The sequence below is a fragment of the Dactylosporangium sp. CA-139066 genome, from assembly GCF_050936175.1.
Lineage (GTDB): Bacteria > Actinomycetota > Actinomycetes > Mycobacteriales > Micromonosporaceae > Dactylosporangium.
Genome location: NZ_JBNJNH010000001.1, coordinates 8,849,702 through 8,868,144 on the forward strand (window position 1 = coordinate 8,849,702; position 18,443 = coordinate 8,868,144).

Below are 18,443 nucleotides of genomic sequence, written 5' to 3' on the forward strand. Positions count from 1 at the left end.
TACTAGGCGAGACCGAGAGCGCACAGGTCGGGCTGGCCGAACTGCGGATGGATGAACCCGCCGCGCACGTTGCTGCCGGCCATGCGCAGCGCCTTCATGTAGACGATCGGGATCGTCACGGCCTGCTCGGCGATCTTCTGGTCCAGCTCGCCCCACAGCCTGTACTGCCGGTCCGGCACCGACTCGGCCAGCGCCGCGGAGATCATGTCGTTGATCTCGGGCTCGTTGAGCAGCGAGTAGTCCTGGTTGTTCGTGGCGTTGGCCTTGGTCGGGATGAGCCGGCCGTCGAACAGCGGCGGAATGACCGCCGAGCCGTTCGCCCAGTCCGGGATCCAGCCGGACCACAGCAGGTCGTTGGTGTTCGCCGGGTTGCCGATGACGTCGAAGTACGTCTCCGGGTCGATCCCGTTGATCTTGACCTGGATGCCGATCTGCTGGTACGTCTCCACGATCGTGGTGGCCAGGCGGCGGATGTCCTTCTGGTCCGGGATCGACAGGGTCAGCGTGGCCGGGCAGGGCTTGTTGGCCTTCGCCTGCTCGTCCATCAGCTTCAGCGCTACGTCGGGCTTGCCCTCGACGTTGTTCGTGCTGTCGTAGACGTCGAAGTCCTTGTGGGCCTTGAGCTGCGGCGCGATCATCGTGTTCGCGTAGTCGCCGTAGACGGAGCCGCCGGCGGCCGCGCGGAACTTGCGCTTGTTGAAGGCGTACACCAGCGCCTGCCGGCAGGCGAGGTTCGGGATCCGCTTGCTGTTGATGGCGAGGTACCGGATGCCGCCGTAGCTGCCCTGCACCGCCCGCGCCGACAGGTCCGGGTCGTTGACGACCTGCTGGACGAAGTTCGGCGCGACGTTCTTGTCCAGGTCGATCGCGTCGGCGTTCTCGCCGTCGCTGGTGATCAGGTTCGAGGTGACGGTCGGCAGGTCGCCGTTGGCCTCGATGAGGATCTTCTCCGGGTAGGCCTTGCGGACGCTGTCGGTCTTCTCGTCCCAGTACGAGTTGCGCACGAACACGAGCTGCTGGTCGGTGACCTCCTGCAGCTTGTACGGCCCCGAGGAGAACGGGTGCTTGTCGTAGTCATTCTTGGTGTCCTGCTTCGCCGGGACCGGGGCGAACAGCGACATGGCCACCGTGTACCCGAAGTCGCCGATCGGCTGGTTCAGCGTGAACCGGATGTTGCGGTTGTCCACGCACTGCACCGACGAGAGGCCCTTGCCGCCGTTGTTGCCGCCGACGAACGGGCCGGCGTAGCCGTCGGTGTCGGCGAGGTAGGTCTTGGCGTACGGCTGGGCGACGGAGAACAGGCCCGAGAAGCTGCGCTCGACGCCGTACTTGACGTCGGCGCAGGTGATCGGGGTGCCGTCCTCCCAGCGCACGTCGTCCTTGAGCTGGAAGTCCCAGACCCGGTTGCCCTCGCTCGGGCGGCCGGCGTCGGTGGCGAGGTCGCCCACGATCTCGCTGGAGGCCGCGCCCGGCTCGGACCGGAACGTGGTGAGCGTGCGGGAGATGAGGCGGCTGACGTTGGCCTCGGTCGCCGTGGAGACCCGCTGGGGGTCGAGGTGGGCCGGCTTGGCGCTCACCACGACGTGGAGGGTGCCGCCGCGCTTCGGCGGCTGCGGCCCGTTCTTGGCGTCTGCGGTACTGCACCCGGCGACGGAGCCGATCAGCGACAGTGCGGCCAGGCTCGCGAAAATGGCACGACGCATGCTCGTCCTCACGGCGTGGCCCGCGCGCCCGGTCACCCGTTCGTGGCGGATGAGCCCGTGGCCCGCCGGCTTGACGCCAGGTCAAGGGGTGGTGGACGGAGCCACTTTAGGCGGCGTTCACCGGCCGCGGTACAGGGGGTGGCAGGCCAAAACACAGCGTCGCGCGGACCGTGAACGGCCGCGCGACGCTGAGTTATGGAGACTACTTGCCGAGGCGGACAATCCGGGCGAAGCCCTCGGCGTCGATGCTGGCGCCACCGACGAGCGCGCCGTCGATGTCGGGCTGCTCGATGATCGCCGCGACGTTGTCGTGCTTGACCGAGCCGCCATAGAGGATGCGCACCCGGTCGGCGGTGCCGCCGGTGTACTTCTCGGCCAGGCGGGTGCGGATCGCCCCGATGACCTCCTGCGCGTCCTGCGGCGTGGCCACCTTGCCGGTGCCGATCGCCCAGACCGGCTCGTACGCCACGACGATCTTCTCGACCTCGTCGGTCTTGACCTTCTCCAGCGCGGCGTCGAGCTGCGCGAGCGTGTAGCCCACGTGCTCGCCGGCCTCGCGGACCTCCAGGCCCTCGCCCACGCACAGGATCGGCGCGATGCCGTTGACCAGGGCCGCCTTCACCTTGGCGTTGACGAGCGCGTCGTCCTCGCCGTGGTACTGGCGGCGCTCCGAGTGCCCGACGACCACGTACTGGCAGCCGAGCTTGGCCAGCATGGCGCCGGACACCTCGCCGGTGTAGGCGCCCGCGGCGTGCGCGGAGACGTCCTGCGCGCCGTAGCCGATGAGCAGCTTGTCGCCGTCGACCAGCGTCTGGACGCTGCGGATGTCGACGAACGGCGGGAGTACCACCGCCTCCACGTCGTTGAGCTGCTGCTCGGTGAGCGTGAAGGCCAGCTGCTGCACGAGCTTGATGGCCTCGAGGTGGTTCAGGTTCATCTTCCAGTTGCCGGCCATCAGCGGCCGGCGACCGGTCTGCTCCGCCATCGCTCAGCCCTCCAGCGCGACGATGCCCGGCAGGGCCTTGCCCTCGAGGAACTCAAGGGAGGCGCCGCCGCCGGTGGAGATGTGGCTGAAGCCGTCCTCGGGGATGCCCAGCGCCCGCACGGCCGCGGCCGAGTCGCCGCCGCCGACGACGGTGAACCCGTCGACCTTGGTGATCGCCTCGGCGACGCCACGGGTGCCGGCGGCGAACGGGGCCAGCTCGAACACGCCCATCGGGCCGTTCCAGAAGACCGTCTTCGCGCCCTCGAGCGCGGCGCTGAAGGCCGCGACCGACTCCGGGCCGATGTCCAGGCCGAGCTCGTCGGCCGGGATGGCGCCGGCGCCGACCGTCTGCACCGCCGCGTCGGCCGCGAACTTGTCCGCGGTCACCACGTCGGTCGGCAGCACGATCTTGCCGGCGCCGCGCTCGAGCAGGTCGCGGCAGGTGTCGACCATCTCGTCCTGCAGCAGGCTCTTGCCGACCTCGTGGCCCTGGGCCTTGAGGAAGGTGAAGCACATGCCGCCGCCGATGAGCAGCTTGTCGACCTTCGGCAGCAGCGCCTCGATGACGGCGAGCTTGTCGGAGACCTTCGAGCCGCCGAGGACGACCACGTACGGCCGGTCGGCCTCGCCGGTGAGCTTCGAGAGCACCTCGAGCTCCTTGGCCACCAGGTAGCCCGCGTAGTGCGGCAGCAGCGCGGCCACGTCGTACACGCTGGCGTGCTTGCGGTGCACGGCGCCGAACGCGTCGTCGACGTACACGTCGCCGTGCGCGGCCAGCTCCTGCGCGAACGCCTTGCGCTCGCCCTCGTCCTTGCTGGTCTCCCCCGCGTTGAACCGCAGGTTCTCCAGCAGCACCAGGTCACCGTCGGCCCCGTCGCCGAAGGCCACCGGCGCGCCGAGCAGCTCGCCCAGGCGGGCGGCGACGGGCGCGAGGGTGTACTTCGGGTCGGGCGCGCCCTTCGGGCGGCCCAGGTGCGACATGACGGTGATCTTGGCCGCGCCGGCCTCACGCAGGGCGTTGAGGGTCGGCAGCACGGCGCGGATGCGCCCGTCGTCGGTGATCTTGTCTCCGTCGAGCGGGACGTTGAGGTCGGCGCGCACCAGCACGCGCCGACCCGCGACGCCCTCGCTCAGGAGGTCGTCGAGCGTCTTCACAGGCCGGTGCCGACCAGGGTGACGGCGTCGACGAGACGGTTGCTGTAGCCCCACTCGTTGTCGTACCAGCCGACGACCTTGACCTGGTTGCCGATGACCTTGGTCAGGCCCGAGTCGAAGATGCACGACGCCGGGTCGGTGACGATGTCGCTCGACACGATCGGGTCCTCGGTGTAGGTGAGGATGCCGGCCAGCGGGCCCTCGGCCGCGGCCTTCAGCGCGGCGTTGACCTCGTCGACCGAGGTGTCGCGGCCGACGGTGACCGTGAGGTCGGTGGCCGAGCCGGTCGGGACCGGCACGCGCAGCGCGTAGCCGTCCAGCTTGCCCTTGAGCTCCGGCAGGACCAGGCCGATCGCCTTGGCGGCGCCGGTCGAGGTCGGCACGATGTTCAGCGCGGCGGCGCGGGCGCGGCGCAGGTCCTTGTGCGGGCCGTCCTGCAGGTTCTGGTCCTGGGTGTAGGCGTGGATCGTGGTCATGAGGCCACGCTCGATGCCGAACGTGTCGTTGATGACCTTCGCCATCGGGGCCAGGCAGTTGGTGGTGCACGAGGCGTTGGAGATGATCGTGTGCTTCGCCGGGTCGTACTGGTTCTCGTTCACGCCGAAGACGATCGTCAGGTCCTCGTTCTTGGCCGGGGCCGAGATGATGACCTTCTTGGCGCCGCCGGCCACGTGGACCTTGGCCTTCTCGGCGTCGGTGAAGATGCCGGTCGACTCGATGACGACGTCCGCACCCAGGTCGCCCCACGGCAGCTTCGACGGGTCACGCTCGGCGAGGGCCTTGAAGGTCTTGCCCGCCACGGTGATCTCGTCCGCAGTCGCCTTGACCTCCTCGCCCAGGCGGCCGAGGATGCTGTCGTACTTCAGCAGGTGCGCCAGCGTCGCGTTGTCGGTCAGGTCGTTGACGCCCACAACCTCGATGTCGGCGCCCTTGGCGAGGGCCGCACGGAAGAAGTTGCGGCCAATACGGCCGAAGCCGTTGATGCCAACCCGGATGGTCACTTCGACACATCTCCTCGTCACGTCGCGCCCCGGCCGTTGTTTGCCGATGCCGGGCGCCAGATGAGTGTTATTGGCTCGCCCACCCTGGTCCCGCCGGTCCGGGCCCAACCCTGTTGAGCAGGGGCCCGGCCGCGTGTGCGGCGGCGATCGAACAGCGAGGAGCGACCCGAGTCGGCTTCATCGCCGAACAGTGGAACCCTATCGTCTCGGACCGGTCACGGCCCCGGCGGGGTGTCGGAGCACACGTTTGCAACCGGCTTGTTTCATCCTTTCCATGGCTCGGGCCCGTGCAACGCACGACCGTTGCTCCCGCCAGGAATCCCGACGTCCGTGGTGCCAAGAACGCGGTTCCCTTCCGCTCGCTCCGCTCGCGCCGGGTGGAGCTGCGCTCCACCCGGTGTTCAGCCGACGAGCATCTCCGGCGTGACGGCGGACTCAGTGTCCGGAATGCCCAGATCGCGGGCCCGCTTGTCGGCCAGCGCCAGCAGCCGGCGGATCCGCCCGGCGATCGCGTCCTTGGTCAGCGGCGGGTCGGCGAGCGCGCCCAGCTCCTCCAGGGACGCCTGGCGGTGCTCGAGCCGCAGCGTACCGGCGCTGGACAGGTGATCGGGCGCGGTGTCGGCGAGGATCTCCATCGCCCGCGCGACCCGCGCCGCCGCGGCGACCGCGGCCCGCGCCGAGCGGCGCAGGTTGGCGTCGTCGAAGTTGGCCAGCCGGTTCGCGGTGGCCCGCACCTCGCGCCGCACGCGGCGCTCCTCCCAGGTCAGCACGCTCTGGTGGGCCCCGATCCGGGTCAGCAGCGCGGCGATCGCGTCGCCGTCCTTGACCACGACCCGGTCCACGCCGCGCACCTCGCGCGCCTTGGCGGTGATCCCGATCCGCCGGGCCGCCCCGACCAGCGCCAGCGCCGCCTCGGGCCCCGGGCAGGTGATCTCCAGCGCGCAGCTGCGCCCCGGCTCGGTCAGCGACCCGTGGGCCAGGAACGCCCCGCGCCACGCGGCGACCGCGCAGCACATGTTGGCCGACACGACGTGCGGCGGGAGCCCGCGGACCGGCCGCCCGCGCACGTCGAGCAGCCCGGTCTGGCGCGCGAGCGCCTCGCCGTCCTTGACCACGCGCACGATGAAGTGGCTGGCCTTGCGCAGCCCGCCGGAGGCCAGGACGTGGATCTCGCTCGAGTACCCGTACACCTCCGACACCTCACGCCGCAGCCGTCGCGCGGCGGCGTTGGTGTCGAGCTCGGCCTCCACGACCACCCGCCCGGAGACGATGTGCAACCCGCCGGCGAAGCGCAGCAGCGCAGCCATCTCGGCGCGCCGGCAGCAGGGCTTCGCTACGTCCACCCGGCTGAGCTCGTCCTTGACCGCAGCGGTCATCGCCATTCTGTCGTCACCTCGCGGTTTTCGTGTTCAAGGTCATGTCGTGCGGTCCGGCGCCCGTACGCGCACCGTTCCCGGCCGCGCCGTTCGCGGCGCCGCCGCCGTTGCCACCGTGCGCGGCGCCGTTGCCGTTCGCCGCCCCCCGACCGGTCGACGCACCGTCACCGGTCACCGCACCGTTGCCGCTCGCCGCCCGGCCACCGCCCGCCGCACCGTCCCCGGTGCCCGTGCCGTCACCACTGGCGGCACCGTCACCGGTACCCGTGCCGTCACTGCCGGCCGCGCCGTCACCGCTCGCGACAGCGTCGCCGACCGTGCCGCTGTGCGCCGCAGCGTCCCCCGTCGCGGTACTGCCCGTTCCATCCGTGCTCGTCACACCGGCGGCCGGGGCGGCGGCTACCGGTGCCTGGCGCCCTCCGGCGCGCAGGAGTGGTTCCAGCGCGGCCGCAAGCCCCCGCGGGTCGTGCCGGGGCGCCCCGTCGCCGACGGCGACCGGGGCGAGCACCAGCCGCGCACCCAGCGATTCTGCCGCACGATGGACCGGTTCGGGGTCGCCTACGGCTTTCCCGTCGGCAAGAACTACATCGACCTGCAGCCCCGGTAGGTAACGACGCAGGGCCGCCAGGTGCTCCGGCAGCGTGAGCCCCGCCGTCTCGCTGTCGGCGGCGAGGTTCAGCGTGACCAGCCGTTGCGCCCCGCTGTCCCGGATCGCGGCCGCGAGCCCCGGCACGAGCAGGTGCGGAATCACGCTGGTGAACCACGACCCCGGACCGAACAGCAGCCAGTCGGCGTCCAGCACCGCCCGCACCGCCTCGGCGCAGGCCTCGGGCTCGGCCGGCGTCAGCCGCACCCGGTCGATGGTCTTCGCGGTGACCGCCACCTCATGCTGACCCCGTACGGTGACAACCTCGCCACCCTCGGACAGGTCCGCCTCGATGTGCAGCGGGTCCCGCGACATCGGCAGCACCCGGCCGCCGCAGCGCAGCATCTCAGCGGCCCGGTCGAGCGCGAGGACGGGGTCCCCGGCAAGCTCCATGAGCGCGCAGAGCACAAGGTTGCCGACGGGATGCCCGGCGATCTCGTCGGCTCCCGTGAAGCGGTGCTGGAACAGGTCCGCGGTATCGGTCTCGTCGGCCAGCGCCGCCAGGGCCTGCCGCAGGTCGCCCGGCGGCAGGATGTCGCGCGTGGCCCGCAGCCGCCCGCTGGACCCTCCGTCGTCGGCCACCGTGACCACGGCGGTGATGTCGAGCGGCGTGGCCCGCTGCACGATCCGCAGCGCCCGGAGCGAGGCGGACAGCCCGTGCCCGCCACCGAACGCAACCACGCGCACCGCCGGCCCCGCCGCCGCCGTCGACCCCGATGCCGACGGCGCCGTGGAGCCCGCCGATGGCGCGGTGGAGAGCGCCGATGGTGCGGTGGAGAGCGTTGAGGGCGCGGTGGAGCCCGCCGATGGCGCGGTGGAGAGCGCTGAGGGCGCCGGAGGGCGCGCCTTAGCTGCGGCGGGGCGGGCGCCCATCGCTGTGCCCGTCCCGTCGTTCGTGTCCCGGCCCGCCACGTCGCGGCCCGTCACTTCGCCGGCCTCGTCATTCGCGTCCCAGGTCGCGGTGCTGGGGCGACGCGGCCAGGCGCATGTCGCGCAGGCGCCGGGCGAGCTCCTCGGCGATGGCCACGCTGCGGTGCTTGCCGCCGGTGCAGCCGACGGCGATCGTGAGGTACCGCTTGCCCTCGCGCTCGAACCCCGGCGCGGTCGCGTTGATCAGCCGCGCGTACGTCTCCACGAACGTGATCGCCCCGCGCTGCCCGAGCACGTACCGGCTGACGTCCGTCTCCTTGCCCGTATGCTCGCGAAGCTCCGGCACCCAGTACGGATTCGGCAGGAAGCGCGCGTCGAGCACGAAGTCGGCGTCGGGCGGCAACCCGTACTTGAACCCGAAGGACAGCACCGTGACCCGGATCTGGGTCGTGTCCTCCTCGCCGAACATCTCCTCGATGCGCCCGCGCAGCTGGTTGACGTTGAGATGGCTCGTGTCGATGAGGACGTCGGCCTGCTCGCGCGCCTCCTGCAGCAGCTTGCGCTCGGCGGCGATCCCGTCGGACAGCCGCCCCGCCCCCTGCAGCGGGTGCGAGCGCCGGACGCTCTCGAACCGCCGGATCAGCACCTCGTCATCGGCGTCGACGAACACCATCCGGGGATGGAAGCCGCGCTCCCGCAGCGACTTGACCGCCCCCGGCAGATCGGTGGAGAACGCGTGGCTGCGCACGTCGAGCACCATCGCGGTACGCCGGGCCGCCCCCCGCGCGGCGTGCGCAAGCTCGGCCATGTCGAGCAGGAGCGCCTGCGGCAGGTTGTCGACGACGTAGTACCCGACGTTCTCAAGCGCCCGCGCCACCGTGCTGCGCCCGCCCCCGGACACCCCGGTGACGATGACCAGGTCGGTGGTGTTGCGCTCGGGCAGCATCCCTTCGCCCTCTGCGTCGTCGATCCCGATCCCGAACTCGTCCTCGCGGCCGCGCCCAAGCCCGCGCTCCCCGCGGAGCCGATCACTCCGGCCGGCCGATTCATGCCCACCGTGTCGCCCAGCCGGGTCGGCCGCTGCTGCCCCCCGGGCCAGCCCGGCCGCCTCCGTCCGCCGGGCCGGTTCGGCCGCGTCGGCCCCTTCTGCCCGCCGAGCCGAGTCAGCCGAGTCGGCCCCTTCCGCCCGCCGAGCCGGATCAGCCGGGTCGGCCGCTGCTGCCCGCCGAGCCGAGTCAGCCGGGTCGGCCCCTTCCGCCCGCCGAGCCGGATCAGCCGGGTCGGCCCCTTCTGCCCGCCGAGCCGAGTCAGCCGGGTCGGCCCCTTCCGCCCGCCGAGCCGGATCAGCCGGGTCGGCCGCTGCTACCCGCGGTGCCGGGTCGACCGCGTCGGCCGGACGGGCCGGTCCGGTCGCTTCCGGTCGCCCGATCGAGTGGTGCGCCGCCGGTCCGCGCGCGGGGTCGATCCCCTCCACGCGCTCAATCCGGTCCGTAGCGACGGCCCCGCCGCCGGTGGTGACGGCCCCGCCGTGGGCGGTCACGTCGCCCGTCGGCTGGGCCCCGCTGTCGGGTGCGGTGGCGTCTCTCGGCACGTCGCCTTCTCTCGACACGTCGACGAGTTTATGTCGTCCCGCTCGCCGCATCGGACGGTCGGTCGGTTTGCACTAGTTAGCGGTATGCGTGACTTGCGCCGCCTCCGTCCGATTCTGCTCGCCGCCCCAACTCTGCGACCCGCCGGGCGCCGGTCCGGCCGCGCCCGAGTCAGAGCCCGCCGTCCGGGCGGAGGCACCCGGACCCGCGGCGGACACCCCCGGACCGGCAGCCGGCCCGCCCGAACCGGACGCAGAAACGCCCGGCACAGAATCGGCGGCTCGCGGATCAGCGGCGGAGACGGAGCCGTGCCCGGCGCCCCCGCTGTCGCTGCGATGCCCCGCCTCGATCTCGACCTCAACCTCGACGTCAATGCGTTCGACCTGCACCGCAGCCCCGCCCGGCGGCGCGGAACCCGGCCCGCCCGACGAAGCCCGATCCGCGCCCGGCGAGGAACGCTCCTCGGCCGGCGAGGAGGGCGCAGGCTCTGGCGAGGGTGGCCCCGGATCCGCCGAGGACGGCCGCGCCGGGTCCGCCGAGGACCGGTGCGCCGGGTCCGCCGAGGACGGCTCCGATGCCGACGAAGGTCGCTCCCGGGGCGCCGGGGTCTCGCCGCCGAGGGCCGCGATGATCGCCTCGGCGGTGCGGCGGCCGATGCCGGGCACCTCCGCGACCTCTTCCGGGCTCGCCGCCTTCAGCCGTTTGAGTGAACCGAAGTGGCGCAGCAGGGCCTTGCGGCGGATCTCGCCGAGGCCGGGCACGTCGTCGAGGGTCGAGGTGGTCATGCGCTTCGAGCGCTTCTGCCGGTGGTACGTGATCGCGAACCGGTGCGCCTCGTCCCGCACCCGCTGCAGCAGGTAGAGGCCCTCGGAGGCGCGCGGCAGGATCACCGGGAACTCGTCGTCCGGCAGCCACACCTCCTCCAGGCGCTTCGCGAGGCCGCACACGGCGATGTCGTCGATGCCGAGGTCGAGCAGCACCTGGGCGGCGGCCTGGACCTGGGGCTGGCCGCCGTCGACGACGACGAGCTGCGGCGGGTACGCGAACTTGCGCGGCCGGCCCGTCGTCGGGTCGATGCCGGGGCGGGACGGGTCGACCTCGGCGGCCTCGTCGATCTCCACCTTGGCGTCGAGGTAACGCGCGAACCGGCGCCGCAGCACCTCGGAGATCGCGGACACGTCGTCGGTGGCGCCGTTGATCGCGAAGCGCCGGTACTCGCTCTTGCGCGCCAGCCCGTCCTCGAACACCACCATGGAGGCGACCACGTCGGTGCCCTGGATCTGCGACACGTCGTAGCACTCGATGCGCAGCGGCGCGGTCTGCATGCTCAGCGCCTCGGCGATCTCCTCGAGGGCCTTGCTGCGGGTGCTCAGGTCGCCGGCCCGGCGCAGCTTGTGCTGCTGCAGCGCCTGCTCGGCGTTGCGGGCGACGGTCTCGGCGAGGGTCTTCTTGTCGCCGCGCTGCGGCACGCGGATCGACACCCGGCTCCCGCGCAGGCGGCTCAGCCAGTCGGCGAGCGCGTCGACGTCGGCCGGCAGCTCCGGCACGAGCAGCTCGCGCGGCAGGTCGGCGGCGTCGGCGCCGGCCTCGCTGCCGTAGATCTGGGTGCAGAAGTGATGGACCAGATCGCCGGGGGTCAGGTCCTCGGTCTTCTCCACGATCCAGCCGCGCTGGCCGCGCACCCGGCCGCCCCGCACGTGGAACACCTGCACCGCCGCCTCGAGCGGGTCGTCGGCGAACGCGACCACGTCGGCGTCGGTGCCGTCGCCGAGCACGACGGCCTGCTTCTCCATCGCCCGGCGCAGCGCGCCCAGGTCGTCGCGCAGCCGCGCCGCGCGCTCGAAGTCCAGCTCGTCCGAGGCCTGGTACATCTCCCGCTCGAGCTGCTTGATCATGGTGTCGGTGCGCCCGGCCATGAAGTCGCAGAAGGCCTCGACGATCTCGCGGTGCTCGGCCTCGCTGACGCGGTCGACGCACGGCGCCGAGCACTTGCCGATGTACCCCAACAGGCACGGCCGCCCGATCTGCCCCGCCCGCTTGAAGACGCCCGACGAGCACGTGCGGGCCGGGAACACCCGCAGCAGCAGGTCGAGGACCTCGCGGATGGCCCAGGCGTGTGCATACGGCCCGAAATAGCGCACGCCCTTGCGCTTGGACCCGCGCATGACCTGCAGCCGCGGATAGGCCTCGTCGAGCGTGACGGCGAGATACGGGTAGCTCTTGTCGTCGCGGTAGCGGACGTTGAAGCGGGGGTCGTAGGCCTTGATCCAGTTGTACTCGAGCTGGAGCGCCTCGACCTCGGTCCCGACCGTGACCCAGTCCACCCGCGCCGCCGTGGTGACCATCTGCTGCGTGCGTGAGTGCAGCGTCCACAGGTCGGCGAAGTAGCTGCTCAGCCGCTGCCGGAGGCTCTTGGCCTTGCCCACGTAGATGACCTGGCCGCTCGGGTCGTAGAAGCGGTAGACGCCGGGAGTGTCGGGAATGGTCCCCGGTGCGGGTCGATACGTGGACGGGTCTGGCACGGTTCCGAGACTATCCGGCAGGTATGACAAAAACGGGGACGCCCGGTCCGCCCAGCCCCGCCCGAACACAGTGCCAAAAAATGATGATAAGTCCGAAAAATCCTGATGCCGCCAGGCATCGGGATTTTTCGTGACCCGATCAATCCGGAACCAAACCGCGGCCCGCAGGACCGGCAACGACAGCCACCAGGCCAGCAAAGTCCCAGGCGGCAGGCCGAGCGCTACAGAATTTGCAGAACACCGGGCCGCGCGACCGCCGTCCAGGACAGCCCGATCAAAGACCGATCAACCGCGCGCGCCGGACAACACGGCGCCCCGCGCGGCCGACGGGCGAGACCCAAGGCGGCGCGGGGCGGAGCGACGCGAACGTCAGGTCGTGATGTAGATGTCGTCGCCGTCCAGGCGCAGCTTCTTCTCGTCGAGCTTCTGCGTGGCCGGCGGGTTCGTCGCCGTGCCGTCCACCGCCGAGAACGTCGACCCGTGGCACCGGCAGTTGATCGAGTTGTTGGACACCTCGCTCACGATGCACTGCTGGTGGGTGCAGATCGCCGTGAAGGCCTTGAACGTGCCCGACTCCGGCTGGGTGATCACCGTGCCGCCGGCGTCGGGGACGACCTTGCCGCCGCCGACCGGGATCTCGGACTTCTTCGCCGCGGGGCCGCCCGCGGCGGTGGAGCCGGCGGAGGTGTTCGATCCGCTGTCGTTGTCGCCGCAGGCGGCCAGGACGGACGCGGCCGTCACGCCGACCGCCCCGGCGAGCACCGCGCGGCGGGTCGTGTCACTCATCAAGCTCCTCCAATGGTCGTAGGCCCGCAGGCTGCGGCCAGAGATACACAGAGCATGGAGGGTACGGTTCAATGCTCAACAAAGTCTGTGAACTCGCCACCAAAGCCGCAACCGGGCGATTACCCAGCGTGACAATCGCCCTCCGTCAGGCCCGCACGACGTAGCCGCTGCGGACCTCGACGCGGATGTTCTTCAGGCCGCGCGGCGCCGGGCCCGAGACGTAGCTGCCGTCGGAGACCTTGAACTTCGAGTTGTGCCGCGGGCACTGAATGATCTGGTTGCCGTCGAACGGCGGGTCGACGATCGCGCCCTCGTGCGGGCACGCGGCGTCGTACGCCTTGAACGACCCCTTCGCCGGCTGGATCACCAGCACCGTGTCCTTGACGATGATGCCGCCGCCGACCGGCACCTCGCCCGTGGCGACCAGCGCGTTGGAGGGCACCTGTGCCTCCCCGCCGCTGCCGCCCGAGCCGGTGCTGTCGTCGAACGGGTTGCCGCCGGTCGTCGCCGGCGCGGCCGGGGCGGTGGTACCGCCCGGCGCTCCCCCGGCCCCCGGCTTGGCGTCGTCGTCGCTGCCGCAGCCGGCGATCACGGCGATGCCCATCGCGCCCGCGCCGAGCAGCAGCGTGCGCCGCGCGGCGGTGGCACAGGGGTTGAAGCGGTCCTCGACTGGCACGTGTCTCCTCCTGAGGTCAGCCTCGCCAGCGGCCACCGTAGCAGCGCCACCTTCGAGCCCGCCGATCACAGGCGGAACGCCCGCGACCAGCCACCGACCATCGCCGCAGCCGCCCGCGAGCAGCCACCGACCACAGCCGGAGCCGCCCGCGACCAGCCGTCAACCACCGCGGGAACGCCCGCGACCAGCCACCCACCACCGCCGCAGCCGCCCGCGACCAGCCACCGACCACAGCCGGAGCCGCCCGCGACCAGCCATCAACCACCGCGGGAACGCCCGCGACCAGCCACCGACCACCGCCGCAGCCGCCCACGGGCCAGCCGTCGACAACGGCCGGAGCGCGCGCGAGGGTCAGGTCTTCTTCGTGGCCGCCTTCTTCGCGACCTTGCGCGCGGTCGCCTTGGAGCCGGTCACCTTGATCGGGGCGGCCGCCTTCTTGGCCGGCGCCGCCTTCGCCGCCGCCTTGACCGCCGTCTTGCGCGGGACGGGAGCCGGCTTGGTGCCGTTGGCCTGCGCCGCCCGGTCGCGCGCCGCCGGGTCGCCGCTCGCCTCGCCGGACAGGCCGAGCGTGTGGCGCAGGAACTGCCCGGTGTAGCTCTCCGGCAGCTCGGCGACCTCCTCCGGCGTGCCGGCCGCGACGACGGTGCCGCCCTTGTTGCCGCCCTCCGGGCCCATGTCGATGAGCCAGTCGGCGGCCTTGATCACGTCGAGGTTGTGCTCGATGACGATGACCGTGTTGCCCTTGTCGACCAGGCCCTGCAGCACGATCAGCAGCTTGCGGATGTCCTCGAAGTGCAGGCCCGTGGTGGGCTCGTCCAGCACGTACACCGTCCGGCCCGTCGAGCGCTTCTGCAGCTCCGAGGCGAGCTTCACGCGCTGGGCCTCGCCGCCGGAGAGGGTCGGGGCGGGCTGGCCGAGCCGCACGTACCCCAGGCCGACGTCGACCAGCGTCTTGAGGTGCCGGTGGATGGCCGGGATGGCCTCGAAGAAGCCCGCCGCCTCCTCGATCGGCATGTCGAGAATCTCGGCGATCGTGCGGCCCTTGTAGTGCACCTCGAGGGTCTCGCGGTTGTAGCGCGCGCCCTTGCAGACCTCGCACGGGACGTACACGTCCGGGAGGAAGTTCATCTCGATCTTGATCGTGCCGTCGCCGGCGCAGGCCTCGCAGCGCCCGCCCTTGACGTTGAACGAGAACCGGCCCGGGCCGTAGCCGCGCACCTTCGCCTCGGTCGTCTCGGCGAAGAGCTTGCGGATGTTGTCGAACACGCCGGTGTAGGTCGCCGGGTTGGACCGCGGCGTCCGGCCGATCGGCGACTGGTCGACCCCGACCACCTTGTCGACGAGGTCGAGGCCGGTGATGCGGGTGTGCCGGCCGGGCACCAGCCGGGCGCCGTTGACCGTGTTGGCCAGCACGGCGTGCAGGATGTCGTTGACCAGCGTGGACTTGCCCGAGCCGGAGACGCCGGTGACGGCGACGAGCTGCCCGAGCGGGAACGACACGGTCAGGTTGTGCAGGTTGTGCTCGCGGGCGCCGACGACGACCAGCTCGCGGCCGGGCGTGCGCGGCCGCCGGATGCCGGGCGTCGGGATGCTGCGCCGGCCGGCCAGATACGCCCCGGTGACCGATTCCTCGGTCTTCACCAGCTGCTCGTACGGCCCGCTGTGCACGACCCGCCCGCCGTGCTCACCGGCGCCGGGCCCGATGTCGACGATCCAGTCGGCGGTGCGGATGGTGTCCTCGTCGTGCTCGACGACGATCAGCGTGTTGCCGAGCTTCTTCAGCCGCACCAGGGTCTCGATGAGCCGGTGGTTGTCGCGCTGGTGCAGGCCGATGCTGGGCTCGTCGAGGACGTAGAGCACGCCGACCAGGCCGGAGCCGATCTGCGTGGCCAGCCGGATGCGCTGCGCCTCGCCGCCGGACAGGGTGCCGGCCGCCCGGTCGAGGGACAGGTAGTCGAGGCCGACGTCGACGAGGAAGCGCAGCCGGGCGTTGATCTCCTTGAGGACCCGCTCGGCGATGAGCTTCTGCCGGTCGGTGAGCGTCATCTTGCCCAGCAGCTCGGCGCACTCGCCGACGGACAGGTTGCAGACGTCGGCGATGCTGCGCCCGGCGATCGTCACGGCGAGGATCTCGGGCTTGAGCCGGGTGCCGCCGCAGGTGCCGCAGGGCACATCGCGCATGTACCCCTCGTACTTGTCCCGCGACCAGTCGCTCTCGGTGTCGGCGTGGCGGCGCTCGATCCACTGCACCACGCCCTCGAAGCCGGTGTAGTAGGAACGCTCCCGCCCGTACTTGTTGCGATACCGGACATGGACCTGGTCCTCGGAGCCGTAGAGGATCGCCTTCTGCGCCCGGCTCGACAGCGCCCGCCACGGAGTGTCGAGGTTGAAGCCCTCGTCGTCGCCGAGCGCCTCGAGCAGCCGCAGGAAGTACTCCAGCGTGTGCCCGGTCGCCCACGGCGCGATCGCACCCTCGCGCAGGGTGCGCTCCTGGTCGGGGACGATGAGCTCCGGGTCGACCTCCTTCTTGGTGCCGATGCCGGTGCAGTCGGGGCAGGCACCGTAAGGGGCGTTGAACGAGAACGAGCGGGGCTCGAGGTCCTCGATCGACAGCGGGTGCTCGTTGGGGCAGGCGAGGTGCTCGGAGAAGAGGCGCTCGCGGTGCTCGTCGTCCTCGGGCAGGTCGACGAACTCGAGGATCACGATGCCGGCGGCGAGCTTCAGCGCGGTCTCGACCGAGTCGGTGAGCCGCTGCTTGGCCGACGCCTTCACCGCGAGCCGGTCGACGACCACCTCGATGGTGTGCTTCTCCTGCTTCTTCAGCTTCGGCGGCTCGGTCAGCGGGTGCACGACCCCGTCGATGCGGGCCCGGGCGTAGCCCTTGGACTGCAGCTCGCTGAACAGGTCGACGTACTCCCCCTTGCGCCCCCGCACCACCGGCGCCAGCACCTGGAAGCGGGTGCCCTCGTCCATGGCGAGCACGCGGTCGACGATCTGCTGGGGCGTCTGCTTGGTGATCGCCTCGCCGCAGACCGGGCAGTGCGGCTCGCCGATGCGGGCGAAGAGCAGCCGCAGGTAGTCGTAGACCTCGGTGATCGTGCCGACCGTCGAGCGCGGGTTGCGCGAGGTCGACTTCTGGTCGATCGAGACGGCCGGGGACAGGCCCTCGATGAAGTCGACGTCCGGCTTGTCCATCTGCCCGAGGAACTGCCGGGCGTACGACGACAGGGACTCGACATAGCGCCGCTGACCCTCGGCGAAGATCGTGTCGAACGCCAGGCTCGACTTGCCCGAGCCGGACAGGCCCGTGAACACGATCATCGCCTCGCGCGGCAGGTCGAGGCTGACGTCGCGGAGGTTGTGCTCGCGTGCGCCACGGATGATCAAGCGGTCGGACATGCTTCCCCTTGGCAGAGACAACCGGCAGAGACAACCGGAGACAACTGGAACACCAGTACGGTGCCAGCCGACAACTCTAGCCAGGGGGTATGACATTTTTCGGCGCCCGCCCACCCGATGTCCGCGGAAGATCTCCACGAACGGGGGAAGCCCCGCAGCTAGGGCCGTGCCGGCCGTCGGCGTTCGCGACTTTCGCGGCGCACCCGCCGTACCGATGCAAGCATCTGCTCTTTCTGCAGTTTCTGCCAGCTTGCATAGCGCCGCGGGCTCAGCTCGCCCTCCTCGACGGCCGCCCGCACGGCGCAGCCGGGCTCCTCGCCGTGCCGGCAGTCCTGGAAGCGGCAGTCCTGCGCGAGCAGCGTCACATCCGTGAACGCGCGGTCCAGGCCGGCCTCGGTGTCGAACATACCGACCAGCCGGACGCCGGGGGTGTCGAGCACCGCGCCGCCGCCCGGCATCGCCACCAACGCCCGATATGTCGTGGTGTGCCGCCCGCGCCCGTCGGCCCGCGGCGCCCGCGTCTGCATGACGGCGGCCCCGGCGAGCGCGTTGACCAGGCTCGACTTGCCCGCGCCGGACTGGCCGAGCAGCCCGAGGGTGCGGCCGTGGGCGACCAGCGGGCGCAGCTCGTCCAGGCCCATTCCGGTGCGCGCACTGACGGCGTGCACCCGCACCCCGGAGGCGCGCCCGGGCATCTGCGCGGCGAGCGCCTCGGGGTCGGCGGCCAGGTCGGCCTTGGTGAGCACGAGGTGCGGCCGGGCGCCCGACTCCCACGCGAGGGCCAGCAGGCGCTCGATACGCCCGAGGTCGGGCGAGGGGTCGACCGGCTCCACGACCGCGACGGCGTCGATGTTGGCCGCCAGGACCTGCCCGAACGACTGCTCGCCGGCGACCGCGCGGACGATCGCGGTGCGTCTGGGCAGCACCGCCTCGGCCGTGATCCGCCCGTCGGGCCAGGCCCGCACGACCAGCCAGTCCCCCGCGCACGGCAGCGCGCCCGGGTCCTGGGCGGCCCGGGCCAGCAGGCTCCCGGCCACACTCGCGCGCACCGGTCCGCCGCCCGTGAGCGCCGTGCAGACGCCCCGGTCGACGCGGCTCACCCGCGCCGGGCGCTGCCCCGGCCCGGCGAAGTCGCGCCGGAAGGCGTCGTCCCAGCCCGCGTCCCAGCCCAGCGCCGAGAGGTCGATGTTCATCCGGTCCTTCCGAAGGGCGGCCCGCCCGAACGGGCGTTCGGAAATCCACGGTAGGCAGCGCGTCCTTGCCGCGAAACCGAATATCGGGGCTATGGTCGGGACGTGCTCCCCTCGCATGTGCTGGCCGGCGCCGTCGGGCAACGCCTGGACCGCGCCGACGTCCAGTGGCACGTCTCGCCGGGCCAGGACGACTCGCTGATGCGGTTCTGGCTGACGTTCGGCGGCACGTCGTACGGGTTCCACGTCGGCGCCGAGGACGAGATCCTGGACGTGATCGTCGAGGAGCGCGGGACCGACGCGGACATGGGCGTCTACGGCCGCCTCGAGGTAAGAGCGGCCGCCGGCCGTGACCCCGCGGCCTTCGCGGTCGGCCAGCGGCTCGTCGTGGTTCATGATCTTTTCGCGGGGTACCTCGGGAAGCCCATCGGCGCCCGCCTGAGCTTCGAGACCGTCGACCTGAGCGTCGCCGACTGGGAGGACGAGCTGCACTGGGCGGTCGGCGACCTGCCGCCCGCGGTCGGGGTCCGCCAGCGATAACATTC

11 protein-coding genes and 2 pseudogenes are annotated in these 18,443 nt (G+C 71.7%); 1 reads left to right on the top strand and 12 read right to left on the bottom strand.

Annotation, left to right across the window (positions count from 1 at the left end):
- Positions 1-2 precede the first annotated feature (2 nt).
- The 12 genes and pseudogenes from ACQEVU_RS40525 to rsgA form a co-directional block, all read right to left on the bottom strand.
- On the bottom strand, positions 3-1,703 hold the full coding sequence (locus ACQEVU_RS40525; protein ID WP_433333316.1) for an ABC transporter substrate-binding protein: 1,701 nt from the start codon (positions 1,701-1,703) through the stop codon (positions 3-5).
- 202 nt (positions 1,704-1,905) lie between these two features.
- Positions 1,906-2,688: a triose-phosphate isomerase gene (gene tpiA / locus ACQEVU_RS40530; RefSeq protein ID WP_433333318.1), complete on the bottom strand. Its 783-nt coding sequence runs from the start codon at positions 2,686-2,688 to the stop codon at positions 1,906-1,908.
- A gap of 3 nt (positions 2,689-2,691) precedes the next feature.
- Positions 2,692-3,843 (bottom strand): phosphoglycerate kinase, encoded by a 1,152-nt coding sequence (locus ACQEVU_RS40535; RefSeq protein ID WP_433333320.1) that lies wholly within the window; start codon positions 3,841-3,843, stop codon positions 2,692-2,694.
- A complete protein-coding gene (gap, locus tag ACQEVU_RS40540) occupies positions 3,840-4,844 on the bottom strand; it encodes a type I glyceraldehyde-3-phosphate dehydrogenase (protein WP_433333322.1) in 1,005 nt (334 codons plus the stop codon). The genes ACQEVU_RS40535 and gap overlap by 4 nt, the downstream gene beginning before the upstream one ends.
- Positions 4,845-5,245: 401 nt before the next feature.
- Entirely contained in the window at positions 5,246-6,226 is a 981-nt protein-coding gene (whiA, locus tag ACQEVU_RS40545; RefSeq protein WP_433333324.1) for a DNA-binding protein WhiA, read from the bottom strand.
- Between the two features lie 415 nt (positions 6,227-6,641).
- Positions 6,642-7,553: pseudogene (locus ACQEVU_RS40550) on the bottom strand (gluconeogenesis factor YvcK family protein); the annotation flags it as partial.
- 253 nt (positions 7,554-7,806) lie between these two features.
- On the bottom strand, positions 7,807-8,682 hold the full coding sequence (rapZ, locus tag ACQEVU_RS40555; protein WP_433333326.1) for an RNase adapter RapZ: 876 nt from the start codon (positions 8,680-8,682) through the stop codon (positions 7,807-7,809).
- Between the two features lie 1,227 nt (positions 8,683-9,909).
- Positions 9,910-11,847: pseudogene (gene uvrC, locus ACQEVU_RS40560) on the bottom strand (excinuclease ABC subunit UvrC); the annotation flags it as partial.
- Positions 11,848-12,216: 369 nt separating this feature from the next.
- Positions 12,217-12,633 (bottom strand): Rieske (2Fe-2S) protein, encoded by a 417-nt coding sequence (locus tag ACQEVU_RS40565; RefSeq protein ID WP_433333328.1) that lies wholly within the window; start codon positions 12,631-12,633, stop codon positions 12,217-12,219.
- 145 nt (positions 12,634-12,778) lie between these two features.
- Positions 12,779-13,309 (bottom strand): Rieske (2Fe-2S) protein, encoded by a 531-nt coding sequence (locus ACQEVU_RS40570; RefSeq protein ID WP_433333330.1) that lies wholly within the window; start codon positions 13,307-13,309, stop codon positions 12,779-12,781.
- Between the two features lie 351 nt (positions 13,310-13,660).
- Positions 13,661-16,708: an excinuclease ABC subunit UvrA gene (uvrA, locus tag ACQEVU_RS40575; RefSeq protein WP_433333332.1), complete on the bottom strand. Its 3,048-nt coding sequence runs from the start codon at positions 16,706-16,708 to the stop codon at positions 13,661-13,663.
- Between the two features lie 158 nt (positions 16,709-16,866).
- Positions 16,867-17,901, bottom strand: a complete 1,035-nt coding sequence (gene rsgA / locus ACQEVU_RS40580) for a ribosome small subunit-dependent GTPase A (RefSeq protein ID WP_433333334.1) — start codon at positions 17,899-17,901, stop codon at positions 16,867-16,869.
- A gap of 102 nt (positions 17,902-18,003) precedes the next feature.
- Between rsgA and ACQEVU_RS40585 the strand changes: the two genes are divergently transcribed.
- On the top strand, positions 18,004-18,438 hold the full coding sequence (locus ACQEVU_RS40585; protein WP_433333336.1) for a hypothetical protein: 435 nt from the start codon (positions 18,004-18,006) through the stop codon (positions 18,436-18,438).
- Positions 18,439-18,443 lie beyond the last annotated feature (5 nt).

What these genes read in the sequence shown, in the direction of transcription:
- ACQEVU_RS40525 (WP_433333316.1), bottom strand. Translation starts at nt 1,703, where the DNA reads ATGCGTCGTGCCATTTTCGCGAGCCTGGCCGCACTGTCGCTGATCGGC.
- whiA (WP_433333324.1), bottom strand. Translation starts at nt 6,226, where the DNA reads ATGGCGATGACCGCTGCGGTCAAGGACGAGCTCAGCCGGGTGGACGTA.
- rsgA (WP_433333334.1), bottom strand. Translation starts at nt 17,901, where the DNA reads ATGAACATCGACCTCTCGGCGCTGGGCTGGGACGCGGGCTGGGACGAC.
- tpiA (WP_433333318.1), bottom strand. Translation starts at nt 2,688, where the DNA reads ATGGCGGAGCAGACCGGTCGCCGGCCGCTGATGGCCGGCAACTGGAAG.
- ACQEVU_RS40565 (WP_433333328.1), bottom strand. Translation starts at nt 12,633, where the DNA reads ATGAGTGACACGACCCGCCGCGCGGTGCTCGCCGGGGCGGTCGGCGTG.
- rapZ (WP_433333326.1), bottom strand. Translation starts at nt 8,682, where the DNA reads ATGCTGCCCGAGCGCAACACCACCGACCTGGTCATCGTCACCGGGGTG.
- uvrA (WP_433333332.1), bottom strand. Translation starts at nt 16,708, where the DNA reads ATGTCCGACCGCTTGATCATCCGTGGCGCACGCGAGCACAACCTCCGC.